The sequence below is a fragment of the Paraburkholderia diazotrophica genome (assembly GCF_900108945.1).
Classification (GTDB): Bacteria; Pseudomonadota; Gammaproteobacteria; order Burkholderiales; family Burkholderiaceae; genus Paraburkholderia; species Paraburkholderia diazotrophica.
In genome coordinates, this window is the sequence record NZ_FNYE01000024.1 from 34,570 (window position 1) to 49,265 (window position 14,696).

The 14,696-nt window shown below is 66.0% G+C and carries 15 protein-coding genes; 3 read left to right on the forward strand and 12 right to left on the reverse strand.

What is annotated here, in order from left to right:
* Window positions 1–3: 3 nt before the first annotated feature.
* The 9 genes from pqqD to BMW76_RS25880 form a co-directional block, all read right to left on the reverse strand.
* The gene (pqqD, locus tag BMW76_RS25835) at window positions 4–297 is read right to left on the reverse strand and encodes a pyrroloquinoline quinone biosynthesis peptide chaperone PqqD (protein ID WP_090870363.1); all 294 of its coding nucleotides are present in this window, start codon (window positions 295–297) and stop codon (window positions 4–6) included.
* Entirely contained in the window at window positions 294–1,001 is a 708-nt protein-coding gene (gene pqqC, locus BMW76_RS25840) for a pyrroloquinoline-quinone synthase PqqC (RefSeq protein WP_090870494.1), read from the reverse strand. The genes pqqD and pqqC overlap by 4 nt, the downstream gene beginning before the upstream one ends.
* Before the next feature lie 48 nt (window positions 1,002–1,049).
* Window positions 1,050–1,970, reverse strand: a complete 921-nt coding sequence (pqqB, locus tag BMW76_RS25845) for a pyrroloquinoline quinone biosynthesis protein PqqB (protein WP_090870365.1) — start codon at window positions 1,968–1,970, stop codon at window positions 1,050–1,052.
* Window positions 1,971–2,037: 67 nt separating this feature from the next.
* Window positions 2,038–2,604 (reverse strand): cytochrome b, encoded by a 567-nt coding sequence (locus BMW76_RS25850; RefSeq protein ID WP_090870496.1) that lies wholly within the window; start codon window positions 2,602–2,604, stop codon window positions 2,038–2,040.
* A gap of 36 nt (window positions 2,605–2,640) precedes the next feature.
* On the reverse strand, window positions 2,641–3,504 hold the full coding sequence (locus BMW76_RS25855) for a formylmethanofuran dehydrogenase subunit C (RefSeq protein WP_090870367.1): 864 nt from the start codon (window positions 3,502–3,504) through the stop codon (window positions 2,641–2,643).
* Window positions 3,501–4,508 (reverse strand): formylmethanofuran--tetrahydromethanopterin N-formyltransferase, encoded by a 1,008-nt coding sequence (gene fhcD, locus BMW76_RS25860; RefSeq protein WP_245763390.1) that lies wholly within the window; start codon window positions 4,506–4,508, stop codon window positions 3,501–3,503. The genes BMW76_RS25855 and fhcD overlap by 4 nt, the downstream gene beginning before the upstream one ends.
* Window positions 4,509–4,532: 24 nt before the next feature.
* Complete coding sequence (locus BMW76_RS25865) at window positions 4,533–6,233, reverse strand: formylmethanofuran dehydrogenase subunit A (RefSeq protein ID WP_090870369.1); 1,701 nt, start codon at window positions 6,231–6,233, stop codon at window positions 4,533–4,535.
* Entirely contained in the window at window positions 6,230–7,609 is a 1,380-nt protein-coding gene (locus tag BMW76_RS25870; protein ID WP_143062328.1) for a molybdopterin-binding domain-containing protein, read from the reverse strand. Before BMW76_RS25870 ends, BMW76_RS25865 begins: the two co-directional genes overlap by 4 nt.
* A 373-nt stretch (window positions 7,610–7,982) precedes the next feature.
* Window positions 7,983–8,789 carry a HisA/HisF-related TIM barrel protein gene (locus tag BMW76_RS25880; RefSeq protein ID WP_090870373.1) on the reverse strand — a complete coding sequence of 269 codons (807 nt, stop codon included), beginning with the start codon at window positions 8,787–8,789 and terminating at the stop codon, window positions 7,983–7,985.
* 16 nt (window positions 8,790–8,805) lie between these two features.
* Here BMW76_RS25880 and BMW76_RS25885 point away from each other — a divergent pair, with 16 nt between their 5' ends.
* From BMW76_RS25885 to BMW76_RS25895, 3 genes are all read left to right on the forward strand, one after another.
* Entirely contained in the window at window positions 8,806–9,879 is a 1,074-nt protein-coding gene (locus BMW76_RS25885; protein WP_090870375.1) for an ATP-grasp domain-containing protein, read from the forward strand.
* The gene (locus tag BMW76_RS25890; protein ID WP_090870378.1) at window positions 9,876–10,985 is read left to right on the forward strand and encodes a hydantoinase/oxoprolinase family protein; all 1,110 of its coding nucleotides are present in this window, start codon (window positions 9,876–9,878) and stop codon (window positions 10,983–10,985) included. The genes BMW76_RS25885 and BMW76_RS25890 overlap by 4 nt, the downstream gene beginning before the upstream one ends.
* Window positions 10,986–11,242: 257 nt before the next feature.
* Window positions 11,243–11,833 (forward strand): amino acid kinase family protein, encoded by a 591-nt coding sequence (locus BMW76_RS25895; protein WP_090870380.1) that lies wholly within the window; start codon window positions 11,243–11,245, stop codon window positions 11,831–11,833.
* A gap of 110 nt (window positions 11,834–11,943) precedes the next feature.
* Here the strand turns inward: BMW76_RS25895 and BMW76_RS25900 are convergent, their stop codons facing one another.
* From BMW76_RS25900 to pqqA, 3 genes are all read right to left on the reverse strand, one after another.
* Complete coding sequence (locus BMW76_RS25900; protein WP_090870382.1) at window positions 11,944–12,642, reverse strand: (5-formylfuran-3-yl)methyl phosphate synthase; 699 nt, start codon at window positions 12,640–12,642, stop codon at window positions 11,944–11,946.
* Window positions 12,643–12,700: 58 nt separating this feature from the next.
* Complete coding sequence (locus BMW76_RS25905) at window positions 12,701–13,318, reverse strand: DUF447 domain-containing protein (protein WP_090870384.1); 618 nt, start codon at window positions 13,316–13,318, stop codon at window positions 12,701–12,703.
* A 1,089-nt stretch (window positions 13,319–14,407) separates the two neighbouring features.
* Window positions 14,408–14,482: a pyrroloquinoline quinone precursor peptide PqqA gene (pqqA, locus tag BMW76_RS42610; protein ID WP_082426903.1), complete on the reverse strand. Its 75-nt coding sequence runs from the start codon at window positions 14,480–14,482 to the stop codon at window positions 14,408–14,410.
* Window positions 14,483–14,696: the final 214 nt, after the last annotated feature.

The window sequence follows — 14,696 nt, forward strand, 5'->3', positions numbered from 1 at the left end:
CTGTTACTCCAGCCAGCCACGCGAGCGCGCGTGGTCGACGAATGCCTCGACTTCGGGCGCGAGGCCCGTCGCGTTGAACGCCTGTTCGAGTTCGGCGACGAGCGTCGGTATGTCGCGCGTGCCGTCACAGCGCAACAGGATTTGCGCGGCGCTCTGGTTCAGCTTCACCATGCCCTCGGGATACAGCAGCACATGCGCATCCTGTGCCGGTTCCCATTGCAGACGGAACAGGCTGCTGAGCTTCGGGCCGCGCTTTTCACTGTTTTGCGCGGCATTTTCATTCGTGGGCGTGTTCATGCGGGGAAAGCCTTTTCGATTGCGTCGAGCATGGTCCACAGAATGTCGAGCTTGAACTGCAGGATGTCGAGCGCGCGTTCCTGCTGCTCGCGCGTGCGGAAGTGATCGAGCGTGACGGCGAGGCCATGTTCGACATCGCGCTGCGCAAGCGAGATGCGCGAGCGGAAATACGCAAGTCCTTCGGGCTTGATCCACGGATAGTGTTCGGGCCACGTGGCGAGCCTGTCCTTATGAATTTGCGGCGCGAAGATCTCCGTCAGCGACGAGCACACGGCTTCCTGCCACGGCGCACGGCGCGCGAAATTCACATACGCGTCGACGGCGAAGCGCACGCCCGGCACCACGTGTTCGAGCGACCACAATTCGTCGCGCGACAGGCCGACGGCATCGCCCAGGCGCGCCCATGTTTCGATGCCGCCTTCGTCGTCGCCATAGCCGTCGTGATCGAGAATGCGCAGCACCCAGCGGCGGCGCGTCGCGCGGTCGGGGCAATTGGAGAGAATCGCGGCATCCTTCAGCGGAATATTGATCTGATAATAGAAGCGGTTCGCGACCCAGCCGCGAATCTGCTCACGTGAGCATCCGCCGCTGTTCATCTTCACGTTGAACGGGTGATGAATGTGATACGCCTGACCCTTCGCGCGCAACTGCGCTTCGAATTCTTCGCCGGTCCATGCGGGGCCGGCATCGCTCTTGAGAGTCATCGATCGAATCTCCGTTTCCATGTCTGTACTGGCAGCGCGCGCTGCCGCCTACAGTTCGAACAACATCCCGTCGTGCGCGACTTCGATGCCGTGCTGCGCAAGGATGCGCCGCTCGGGACCGTCGTCGATCAAAATCGGGTTCGTGTTGTTGATATGTATTAGCACCTTTCGCGCGTTCGGCCTATCGAGCGAATCCAGCACATCGATCATGCCGCCCGCGCCCGTTTGCGCAAGATGACCCATGTCGGCGGCCGTTTTCTTCGACAGGCCCAGCTCGATCATTTCGTCGTTCGTCCACGTCGTGCCGTCGACGAGCAGCAGATCGGCGCTGCGCATCGCTTCGCGGATCTGCGGTTCGAGCACGCCGAGACCGGGCGCGTAGAACACGCGCTTGCCCGAACCGGGCGCGGTGAGCAGCAAGCCGATGTTGTCGCCGCGCTCGGGCGCCGTGCGATGCGGCGAGTAGGGCGGCGCCTTGCTCGACAGCGGCAGCGCCTCGATGCGCACGCCAGGCAGCGCGCCGATTTCGAACGGGCCCGCATCGAGCGCAATCGTGCGACGCTCGGTGCCGCAGTAGTGCGACAGGATCGAGACGATGGGAAAGCCCGTCGACAGGTCTTGCCACACGGACTCGGTCGCATGCAGCGCGAGCGGCGCGCTGTTTTCGCGCAGCATCAGCAGGCCCGTCACGTGATCGATCTGCGCATCCATCAGCAGCACGGCGGCGATGCCCGTATCGCGGGCATGGCGTGCGGGCTGCATCTCCGGATTCGCAGCGATCTGCGTGAGGATATCAGGCGACGCATTCACGAGCAGCCACGCAATGCCGTCGACGCTGACGGCAATCGACGACTGCGTGCGCCGCTGTGCATTGAGCGTGCCCTTGCGCACGCCGTCGCAGTTGTGGCAGTTGCAGTTCCATTGCGGAAAGCCTCCGCCCGCCGACGAACCGAGTACCTTGATCTTCATTGTCCGCGCGCTCCTGAACAGGCCGTGAAAATGCGCTTCGACTGATGATCGTCGAGTGTCATCGCAGTCATGGCAGCATCCTGCGCAACAGTCCGTCGCGATCGATCAGCTGATGCTTGATCGCGCCCGCGACGTGCAGCGCGATCAACACGATGAAGATCCATGCGGCGATCTCATGAATGCCGAACCAGAACTCGCGTATCGGCTTGTCGTCCCAGCCCCATTTCGGCAGCAGGAGTCCCCAGAAGCGCGTGCCGTATGTGTTGAACGACGAGCCCAGATAGCCCGTCACCGGCATCGCGATCATCGAAACGTATAAAAGAACCTGCGTGGCGCTCGCGGCGGCGCGTTGCCACGCTCGCATCGGCGGCAACGGCGGCCTGCCGGATACCATGAGAACTCCGATGCGGATCAGCACCAGCAGGAAAATCGTCAAGCCAAGCGACTTGTGAAAGTTGATCAGCGTGGCCTTGAAGGGCAGGCCGCGCGGCAAGCCGACCATGTACAGGCCGATTGCCAGCATCGCGATGATGCCGAACGCGATCAGCCAGTGCAGCACGATCAGCGACATCGGGTAGCGTGTTGGCGCTTCCCGTTCCCTGCGCGCGACGTCGGTCGAGCGTGTGGCGTTCATGATGTCGGTTCCCTCGATCATTCTGCGGCGCCCGCATTATTCGACGATCAGCAGTTCGCCGCGTCCATCGACGGCAAGATCGCCCGTGTAGCGCTGCGGCAGCCTGCGCGCATCGAGCGCTGCAAAGGGCGTAAGCCGTCGCTTCATTAACGCAGATGCAGAAGCCATCTCGCTGCATTGCGCGGCGAGCGTGCGCGCGAGCAGCGACCAGAACACGTCGAAGCCGCGCCCGCCGGCCGTAAAGGTTGGCGGCACGCGTTCCGGCCGTTGCAGCAGCAACAGCGTGCCGCGCCGCATGCCATAGCCATAGTGTGCACCCAGACGGCCAGCGATGCCGATCGTGCCCGCGACGAGCCGCGACGCCGGGTAATCGCCCGTATCGCCGCCGATCAGCACGGTGCCGCGCCGCATCCGGTCGGCGAGGCGCGCGCCCGCGTTGCGCGCGACGATCAGCGTGCCGCCCGTCATGCCTTCCATTCCGCCCAGCCGCGCACCCGCGACGAAATCGCCGCTGCGGCCCTCGACCGTCAGACGCCCGCCGCGCATTTCGCAGCCGGTGAAATGCCCCGCGTCGCCTTCGATGTCGAGCGTGCCGCCCGTCATTCGTAAGCCGGCGTAATCGCCGACTGGGCCTGTTACGCGCACGCTGCCTGCATCGAGCTGCGCGCCGACGCCATCCAGCCAGCGCGCGTCACCTTCGATCACGACGCGCGCTTCTCCATCATTCGTCGCGAGCGATACGTCGAACAGATCGCCGATCGCAAACGCTTCGTTGCCGGCGGACAGCAGCAACCGTTCGATCGCGTCGCCCGACAGCGCCGACAACGCCGACGGCAGCAGCGGCGAGCCGTCGACGCGAAAGCCCGGCGCGTGCTTCACGCGCAACGTAATCGCGGTCATGGCGCGCCGTCCTTCGCGGCATTCGCTGCGCCGCCCGACGTGTTGCCTGATGTGTCGCCCGACGTGCTGCCCGTCTCGCGCTGCACAATGCCAGCGGCGAGTTCGCGCAGCCTGAAATGATAGGGCCCGAGCTTGCCGCCATAGTTCCCCGCTGAAATGCGCACGACACCACTGCCTGCCGCCGATGCCGCGTCGATGCCCGCCGTCATGGCCTCGCCGACGTCGGCATCCGTTAGTCCGTCGATCACGATTTCGAGTACGCAGCCTGTCTGCGCATCGAGTTCGCTGCGATGCGACAGGCCGATCAATGTCGGACAAAACGCATCGTTCGTCGACGCGACGGCGCCTTTGTATTTCGACCCGATCTTCGACCCCGAACGCACGACGCCGCCGGGAAACGGCGTAATCACATTCGCGAGGCGATGCATTGCGGCGACGGCGGCTTCCGCTGCCGCCAGCGCGCTGTCGAGATCGCGCGCGAGCAGCAGCAGATTGCCGCCGCCGACGGCCTTCACCGTCTGCACCGTTTCCTCGCAGACGAACTCGCCGTCCATCACGGGCACGCGCCAGTAGCGCACGCCGTCCAATACCTTCGAAATCTGCCAGCCGTCGCCGAAAAAGCGCAGCGAGCCGCCGAGCGGCGCAAGGTCCGACAGCGGCGCGCGCGTGATCGCGGGATCGATGCCGTTGTAGACGGCCGTCGTCGGGCACGTCAGCACGCATTGGCCGACGCGCCGCACGATCTGCTTCGCCAGTTCCTTCGACGACACCGCGAAGATCAGCACGGAGATGCCGGGCCGGCCATCGGGCGACGCGTCGGCGGGGATTTCGTGCTCGATGCCCGCCTCGCAGCCGCAGTCGATCACCGACGTCGCGAAGCCCGTCAGCGAATCGGCCGCCGCGCGCGCCCAGCGCGGCGTGTGCGCGGTGATGACGAGCCGCGTCGCCTTCATCGCGAAGGCTTCCGCGAACGTGTCGTCGATCAGGGTGTCGTTGATCTGCATCGCGCGTTGTGCCCGGTCTTACGCTCACGCCCGCGCGAAACACGCGACGGGCAACAGCCGTCCGCCACGGCAGCACGCGCAGATTTCGTCGTCGCTGATCGCGGCATGGGCGAAATTGGTGGCCAGATTCGCTTCGCTGTACTGGCGCAGCGTCGTTTCGATGCTCCTGTCGAAATCGGGGGAGACGAAGTGGATGCCGCCCGTCGGCGTCGATACGAGATTGCCGTCGCGCGCGACCAGCTGGCCGTCCTTGAACACATACGCGGGCGACGTGAACATCCGCTCGCGGTCGGCGTCGTCGCGATAGACGGCGATATCGGCGGCGGCGCCCGGCCCGAGATGGCCGCGGTCTTTCAGGCCGAGCAGTCGCGCAGGGCCCGCGCGCGTGACGATCGCGATCTCGTACAGCGAGTACTCGCGCTTCAATTCCTGTAGCGCGCTCGCGACTTTCGCTTCGGGATGCAGCCGATCCAGCTGCGCGTCGCGGAACGGCTTGTCCATCAGCAGGCGAATCAGATGCGGATAGCTCGTGAACGGGCCGCCGTTCGGATGATCGGTCGTCATCGACACGCGCCACGGGTCGTTCATCAGCAGGAAAATCTCCAGCCCGATGATCCATTGCAGCGCGTTCACATAGCTTTGCTCGCGATAGCGGAACGGCACCACGCCGCAACCGGCATCGCATTCGATATCGCCGACGATCCACTTGTGCGGCCGCGCGATCGGTGCGTTCTTGAACTGCATCATCGTATCGCCGGATGCCGTGACCGTCTGCCCGAAAATGATCTGGCCGACGTCGATCGACACGTTGGGTCGCGCGTTGGCAGCTTCCGCGATCGCGCGTGCGCCCGACGAAAACTTGCGCGGACCTTCCGTGCCGTAGCTGTGGAACTGGATGTGCGTCAGATGGATGGGCAGACCGTCGGCGGCATCCATCGTCGCGATCGTCGAATCGATGTTGCCCGGCACGCCGAGGTTGCTCGCATGCACGTGCAACGGATGCGGCACGCGCAGTTCCGTCAGCGCGCGCGTCAGCGTGCGCAATACGTCGCGTGGCGTGATGCCGTAGTGCGCATGCGCCTCGTCGACATCGAGCGAGCGCTGGTTGAACTTGAACGCCGAAATGCCGCCGGGATTGACCACCTTCACGCCGAGCGCGCGGCTCGCGTGCATCGTCCAGCCGACGTAATCGCGCAGGCGCTCGAAGTCGTCCTTCGCGGCGAGCATCTGCAGGAACAGCTCGTCGTTGCCGAGCATCACGTAAGCGCCGTGATCGATGATCGGCGTGTCGCCCATTTCCAGATGCGCGTGGCGCGCATTCGACGCGATCATCGCGGGCTCGAACGCGGCCGTGTAGCCCATCTCCGCATAGCGATAGCCGGTGGCGAGCGTGCCCGGCGTGCAGACGCCGCACGACGGCATGCGCAGATAGCGGCCCCGTTCGTCCTGCACCGCTTCATACGCGGCGTCGCGCGGCGCGTCGTCGCGATGATCCTCGGGCAGCAGCAATCGCGACAGGTTCGTCTTGCCGCCGCCGATGTGCGAATGCAGATCGATGCCGCCCGCCATCACGATCATGCCTTGTGCGTCGTAGTCCACGTCGACGGCGCCATCGGCGGGCGGCGCGACGATGCGGCCTTCGCGGATATACAGGTCGCGCACTTCGCCGTCGATGCCGTTCGCGGGATCGTAGAGGCGGCCGCCCCGCAGTCGCGCGATGCTCATGACGGCCTCCGCGTCAGCGCGGCGCGCGCGGCGAGGTCGTCGGCGAGATGCGCCGCGATCGTCGCGACGCTGGGCAGCGCAATGTTGCGCGCGGGATGCAGCGGCACGACGACGGACGCATCGACGCGAAACAGATGTCCGTCGCTGTCGATGCCCGGCGTCGCGACGGGAATGAACACGGTCTTCGCGCCGCGCGGCGCGATCGACGATGCGAGCGTGGGCGCGCCGAGCACGACGACGGGCACGTCGTCGCGCAGTTCGGCGGGCAGCGCATGCGGCTCGAAGCTCGCGATCCACAACAGCGCGTCCACTTCGCCCGCTGCAAGCAGGCGTGACATCCGATAGCGATACGGATCGTGATCGAGCGGCGGCGTGCCCGGCAACCGGTCGGGCTTCGACACGCGCGTGCGCAACGGAAAGCCCGACAGCCATGTGACCGCCTGATTGACACTCAATGCGCCGTCCGCGCCGCCGAGCGTCAGCACGCCCGCGCGGCTCGTCCTGTTGATCGCCTTGACGATACGGTGCAGCGCTTCGATCAGCAGCGCCGCATGCGGTTGCGGCAAAGCGGCGGGCTCGATCACGAATGCCGTGTAGCGCGCCTCGTGTATCCGCGCCATCAGCGACGCAAGCTCGGTCGCGATGCCTGTGCCGTCTTCGAGCGCTTCGGGCTTGCGGCCTTCGGCAATCGCCGACCACAGCGTGAGCACGTCGTGCAGCGATGCGGCGGAAAGCATCGAACCGGCGCGCGCGTCGTCGAGGCGGCTCGCGACGGGATCGACCTCGCAGCCGACGAAGCGGATCTCGCGCTGCATCGCCGTGCCGCTCGCGATGCGTTCGTAGAAGCGCGGATGCTGCGCGGACGGCTCGCAGCCGACTGCGACCAGCAGGTCCGCACGCGAGCGCACTTCCGAGAGCGTCGTGAAGAACGCGCCGCGATCCTGCAATGCGAGCGTGGCGGCCGTCATCGCGTCGCCTTGCAGCGAATCGACGATGGCGCCGCAGCCGGCCGCGAGTGCGTATAGCGCGCGCGCTCCCGCGATGTCCGTTGCGCAGCCGAACAGCGGGCGGCGCGATCGGGCGAGCACGGTGACGGCTTCGTCGAGCGCGGCATCGAGCGATGCGGGCGTGCCGTCGATCGAAGGCGAGCATACGTTGTCGCTTGCGTCGTAGCGCGTCAGTGCGTGCGCGAGGCGCGGGCAATCGGTGAAGGGCGCGGCGAGCGTCCCGTCGTTGCCCGGATGGACCTCGATGTCGTCGCACAGCAGCGGGCAGAACGGGCAGGTCCAGTCGGTCGTCGCCGCGGTGAACGGCAATGGCCCATCGGCGGGCGACGCCGCATTGGCATTCGTGACGTGAGAGTTGGACTCGTGCATGAGGAGCCGTTCAGCAAGGTCCGTGCCGATTTCAACGAGGCCGCATCGTGCACGCATGAGGGGCGGCTCGCACGGCGCAACGCGTGCGTGCGCGTCATTGCGCGCTATTGCGGTGCTTACCGATGGGTCACGCGTCCCACGCTTTTTGGCGCAACGCATCGAACCGTCGAACGCGAGCGCGCACGTTCAGCGAATGAAGCAGTCCCTCGTTGCGCGCGGCTCGGCGCGCGCAGCACAGTATGTGCTCCGCGCTGCAACAGTGTGTCACTTCGGGACACCACGGCGCGCAATGTGCAGGCGACGCGCGCCGTTGCTGCAACGCAGTCCGTGTGGCATGGATATTGTTTCGCGGTTCACGCCGAAGCGTCCGCGTTCACTGTGCGCGAGTTGGAAGTGTGTCGATGAGCCTGCCGTCATGAAGCGCCGACGCGATCAGCCATGCATCGGCGCCGCTGCGTGCCGCTGCATCGAGATCGTCGCGATGACGGATGCCGCCCGCGCCGATCAGCGTGCGCTGGCCCCGCTGGTGCAACTCGTCTTGCTGGTCAGCTTGCGCGCGGATCGCGCCGAACGTATCGAGGTCCGGGCCTGCATCGGCGCCGACCTGATCGAGCGTCATCACGATCACGCGTGAAGGCCATGTCGAAGGCGAACGCAGCGTATCGGCGATGCCCGGCGCCGCGATCAGCTGGCCGCTGCGATGATCGAGCGACAGGATGGGCGCATAGCCGGCCGCTTCGGCTTCGCGCAACGCATCGGGCGAGCGCAGCGATTCGGAGCCGAACACGGGCACGATGCGCGCAATCGCCTTGCGCTCGAACGTGGAGCCGATGGCGGAAGCGATGCGCGCGAAGTGGTCGAGCATCGACGGGAAGTCGGCGTAGCCGGCGTCGAGCCAGATTTCGAGCGGCGCGCTTTGCGGGTCGTGCTGGCGTGGATCGGCGAGGCTCGCGGCAAGCGTGGCGAGCGTCGATGGGTCGGCATCGCGCGACATGATCGCGCCCAGGTCGGCGACGTACAGCACATGCGCGCGGCTCGCGGCGAGCAGCGCGCGAGCGACGGCGAGCGGTTCGCTCGTCGCGCAGAGGGAAGACTGGATGGGCCGATAGTTTGCGCGGTCGCCGCGTATCGCGCGCACCGCGTGAGCGTCGAGCAGATCGAGTACCGGAATCACCTGCATGCGGAGACGTTCCTTGATGAAACTCTGGGTTTATGAGTATCTCACCGGCGGCGGCATCGACCGGCAGTTCGCGGACAACAGCAGTCTCGCGGACCTGAGCGCGCTGGTCGTCGAAGGCCGCGTGATGCGCGATGCGATTGTCGGCGATCTGCGGCAGCTCGACGGCGTGCAGGTGAGCTTCGCCAGCTCGCGCTTCGAAACCGTCGACGAAGGCGTCGCGCATTGTCGCGCGAAACCCGGCGAAACGATGCTCGAATTCGTCGCGAGAGCGGCGCGCGAACACGACTATGCGTGGATCGTCGCGCCCGAGTGCGACGGCCTGATGCTCGATCTCGCCGATGTCGTCGGCCCCGGCCGCTGGATCGGCTGCACGACGGAAGCCATCGCGCTCGCGTCGAGCAAGCGGGCGACGGCGCAGCGCCTCGCGTCGCGCGGCATCGCCGTGACGCCTGCGCTTGAAGCGGCGCAGATCGACGCGCGCACGCAGCGGCGCTGGGTCGTCAAGCCCGACGACGGCGCGGGCGGTCTCGATACGCATGTGTTCGACGATGCGGACGGCGCGCGCGCCGAATATGCGGCGCGTTGCGCGGCAGGGCGCGACACGGTGCTTCAGGAATGGGTGGACGGCGATCCGCTGAGCCTGTCGTTGATCTGCGATGGCCGCGATGGTGGCGATGGTCGCGGTAGTGGCGATGGGTCGCGTGCGACGCTCGTCAGCATCAACCGGCAGCGCATCGGCGTGGCTGCGGCCGTCGCGGGGCATCCGGGGCAGGTCGTCGGCTTCGAAGGCGTGGACATCGGCTGCATTGACCGTCACGGCGCGCAAGGCCGTGCGCTCGATGCGCTCGCGCAACGGGTCGCGGCCGCGCTGCCGGGGCTGCGCGGGTTCGTCGGGATCGATGTCGTGTGGCATCCGAGCCGCGGCCCTGTCGTCATCGAAGTGAATCCGCGCGCGACCGTCGCGTATGCGGGTCAGTCCGCGCGGCTGGGCCGCAATCTCGCCGCCGACGTGCTCGCGGCGCACGGCCTGCATGTCCGCGCGCGTCCCGCTGTCGATCACGCGCTTTCCACTTGCGGAACGGGAACATGAGCGCACTCTCTGCTTCGCGCGAACCCGCGATCTTCGGCTGGGATGTCGGCGGCGCGCACGTGAAGGTGTCGCGCGTCGATGCATCGGGTGCCGTCGCCGATATCGCGCAATGGGCCTGTCCGCTGTGGCAGGGGCTCGAACATCTGCATCGCGCGATCGACGCCGTGGCGGCGCGCTGGCCCGATGCGCTTCACGCGTGCTCGCGTCACGCGGTGACGATGACGGGCGAAATGGTCGACCTGTTCGCGGACCGCGAGCACGGCGTACGCGCGATCGTCGATGCGCTCGCCGCGCGCATCGGCAGCGCAACGGTCTTCTTTGCGGGCGCTTCGGGTTGGCTCGACGCCGCATACAGCGTCACGCAATGGCGAGCTGTGGCATCGGCGAACTGGCTCGCGACGGCGCAATACATCGCGACGCGCATGCGCAGCTGCGTGCTGATCGACATCGGCAGCACGACGACGGATATCGTGCCCGTCGTCGCGGGGCGCGTCGTGGCGCGCGGCGCCAACGATGCGGCGCGCCTGACGACGGGCGAACTCGCGTATCACGGCGTCGTGCGCACGCCGCTGTGCGGCATCGCGCATCGGATCGCGTTTCGCGGCGAGACGACGGGTGTGATGAACGAATGGTTCGCGACGAGTGCCGACGTTTACCGGCTGACGGGTGAGCTATGGTCGCCGCACGACCAGCACGCGAGCGCGGACAACGGTCCGAAGACGGTCGCCGCGAGTTGCGCGCGGCTCGCGCGGATGATCGGCCGCGATGCCGCCGATGCGCCCGAGCACGAATGGCGCGAGTTTGCGCACGCATGGCGCGACGCGCAGTTGCAGGCGATCGGCGCGAGCTTCGCGCAGGTGTATGAAGCGCATCCGTCGTTGCAAGGGGCGCCCATCGTCGGCGCGGGGTGCGGGAGATTTCTGGCGGCGTCGCTGGCGCGCGCGAATGCGCTTGATTACGTGGACTTCGGCACGCTGACGCGCACGGCGGCGAGCGCGCCCGACCATGCTGCCGAATGGATCGCGACGTGCGCGCCGAGCGTGGCCGTCGGATTGCTGATGGCGAACGGGCTCGAGGAGCGGCGAGCATCGACGCGCGCTGCGTGAGTGTTGCCGCGAGCGCATGTGGCATGCGCGACATGCCGCTCGCTGCGCGAACGTCTCTGCGGGCGTATGTCGTTGCGCGGCATGCGGCACGTGTCAATGCGCTACACGCGCGGCCACTTGCGGACTCGCGGCATCGGGCGGGTGGCGCGTAGCAAGGCGCCGACAAGCATCAGCGTGGGTGAGGCAGGGGGCATCAGCGGAGGCAAGGAGCGCGGCACAACGCCGCCGTGGAGTCGAACGAGAGCGAGGTAACGGACATGTGGGTGGTGAAGATCGGGGGAAGCCTGAGTCACGACCCGTCGCTGCGTGACTGGCTCACGCAGCTTTGGGAAGTCGGCGGCGGGCGCGTCGTGATCGTGCCCGGCGGCGGGGACTTTGCGGACTGCGTGCGGGCGTATCAGCAGGAATGGCAGTTCGATGATCTCGCCGCGCACAACATGTGTCTGCTCGCGATGACGCAATACGCGCTTCTCATGCAGGCCGTCCTGCCCGATCTCGTGCTCGCGACGAACGAAGAACTGATCCGGCGCGCGTTGCGCAAGGGCAAGGTCGCCGTGTGGATGCCCGTGTGCCTGATGCGCGTCACGCCCGATTCGATGACCAACTGGGACACGACGTCCGACAGCCTCGCCGCATGGCTGTCGACGACGCTGAACGCCGAGCGCCTGATGGTCGTGAAGTCATGCCCGATCGGCGAAGGCGTGCCGCTCGTCACGCTCGCGTCGAAGGGCGTGGTCGATCCGAGCTTCGTCCACTACGTGAAGGAGGCGAACTACGAGGTCGAGTTGTTCAGCAAGACGGATGTCGCGCTGGTGCGCGAGCGGCTGTTGAATGCGTCGGCGGCGTGAATGTTCTTGAGCGTCTGGTTTCGAGCGCTGTATTTGAGTTCTGTATTTGAGTTCTGTATCGGCGCTGCGCTGGTAAGGCGCACGGCGCGTGTGTGCGCATACGCATTACATCACGCGGCAGCGCTCGGTGCGGCGTGATGCAGCGCGTCCGCCCATTGCGCGACGCGGCGCGGATCGAGCCGCGATGTGCGGCCGTTTTCGCAAAGCGCCGTGCGAAATCCGGCGACGTCGGGTGCGATCGCGCGGATCTGATCGAGTTGTGGCCAGCCGAGCGAGCCCGCGATGCACGCCATCGCGCCCGACGCACGTATCGTCGCAACGTAGCGCGCGAGCGTCGCGCCGTCGATGCAGTCGAAGAGCGTGCGGCCCGTCTTGCCCGCCGTATCGAACACGATGCCTTCGAAGCCGAGCGTCGCCGCATGGTCGACGAGCGACGCGTCGATGCCGTCGTCGGACAGCAGCACGGGAAGCACGGTCGCATCCAGGCCGGCGAGGTGCGTCAGACACGCATGCGCATGCGGCCCCGGCATCACGCCGACTTTCACGAAGTCCACGCCTGCATCGCCGACTTCGGCGACGCGCGCCGCGATCGTCTCGAGCGCATCGGACGGCAGGTCGCCGATGGTCGCGCTGATCGGCTTGACCGGGTAACGCGCGCGCAGCGCATGCGCGATGCGCCAGAGATCGTCGAGGCGCACGCCGCCCAGCGCGCCGTCGAGCGGCTCCTTCAGGTCGATCAGATCGGCGCCGGCAGCGGCGGCGTCGAGCGCTTCTTCCGTCGAGCGAACGCTGGCGAGCAATGCGGTCATCGAAGTCTCCGGATGTGCGATGCGCGGGCAGTGCGTGGGCGATGCGCGGATGGCGGCATCACGTGGTGCCTGCGTGCGACGATGCGGGCGCGCTGCTCTTCCCCGACTCCGACGCGGTGCCTGTTGCGCGAAAGCGTTCGACGGCGGCCGTGATCCATTGCCACGCGGCGAGTTCATCGGGGCCGGCTGTCTTGTCGATGGCGATCTGCAGATAGGCCATTTCGCGGTCGACCTTGTCGGCGGGCAGCATGAACAGGCGGCTCACCAGAATCGCGCCTTCGACGACGGCCGCCTGCGCGCGATTGAAGCCGCCGAACGGCGCGTGCATTTCGCTGTGCACGCAGCGCATGTGCAGCACGGGGCGTTGCGGATCGTCGGTCATGTGATCGAGCAGCAACTCAGTGTGCGCGAGCGATTGCTGCAGTCGCACACTGCCGACGCGGCTCGCGGCGCGGGTCGGCCAGTCGCGCTGTGCGCCCGTCACGCAGCCGGCGAAGATGCGCACGTCGGTCGTGAAGTTGATGACGGCGGCCTGGGTTTCGAGGATGTTGTCGAGGGTTTTCGACGGTTTGAACGGGGCCAGGATCGCGAGTCCATGCTCGAAGCGCACGCCCATCGGCGCCACGTGGGGGTGGCCGTCGCTTGACGCTGTCGTGATTACTGTTTCATGGATCATGGATGTGGGGTTTTCTGTGTCTGCGACGCTGTTTGCCTTTTGGGTTTTGTGTCTGCGACGGCTTTTTGTTTTGGTCTTTGGTTTGTTGCCGGCATCCGCGATTGCTTGCTTTGCCTTTCGCGGGCATACGCGATGCGGTTTTCGTCTGCGATGGCTTTTTGCTCTGGTCTGTATGGCTTGCCGCCGGCATCCGCGATGCGCCTCGCGGCGCAGGCGTTGCCCCTGTGCGGGGCGGCACCTACTTTTCTTTGCAGCGGCAAAGAAAAGTAGGCAAAAGAAAGCCGCTCACACCGCCAATGCTCTGTATTACCCACGGGCCCTCAACGTCCCCGTGTTTCATGCGGCAGCGTGCTATCTCATGCACGTTGCCAGCGCGTTTATCTGACGCCTCACCTGCATCATGCACCGGAACTGCGGCGCGCGACATCGAATATTCCCAAGCCCCTTTGCGGCAAACTATGTGTAGGCATTCGCGCCGCACAGGACACCTTCGCTACGCGAGGCGGCTCAGATGCGGGCGTTGCCGTCTATGACACAGCAACCTCGTTCACTACCGACATGCAGCGCTGAGTTTTCGATGCCCTTCGTTGTGCCGTGTGTGCATGAAGCGGGTCAGGCGTTTGGCCAGAGCGTGGGCAACGAATGCAAGCGAGCACACTGCCGCAAGAAACACGGGGATGCTGAGAGCCCGTGGGTAAGTGTCAAGCACTGGCGGTGTGAGCCCGCTTTCTTTGCTTACTTTCTTTGCGGCGGCAAAGAAAGTGAGTGCCGCCCCGCACAGGGGCAACGCCCGCGCCGCGAGGCGCATCGCGGACGCCGGCGGCAAGCCATAAAAACCAAAAACCAAAGCGTCGCAGACCCAAACCGCAATCGCGGACGCCGGCGGCAAGCCACAATAACCAAAACCAAAGCGTCGCAGACACGAAACCGCATCGCGGATGCCAGCAACAAGGCAAAAAACCAAAGCCGTCGCAGACCAAAATCTCAGATGCCCGCGCCAAGGGCAAAACAAAACAGCGTCGCAGACATCAAGACAGGAAATTCAAAAAGCGAAAGGGCCGGCCCGAAAATCGAGCCGGCCCCGGCCGGCTATCTAGTAGCGATATACATCGTGACTTCAAAGCCGAAACGCATATCGGTGTAGCCAGGGGTAGTCCATTGCATAGTCGTCCTCCTTTACGAGTGAAACGGCGGTCCCATTTGCGACCGACGCCCTCGTGACTTACAGGACACCCGATCGCGTCGGCCCATGTTGCTGATGCAACTGTCGTACCAGACACCCAAACTGCCGGAAATGGTACCGTGCGACGCGCCCCGAACCAGCTTACGCGCCTTTCTGTAGCGGAACCGCAGCAAAGTGTTCCACGAGCCGATATTC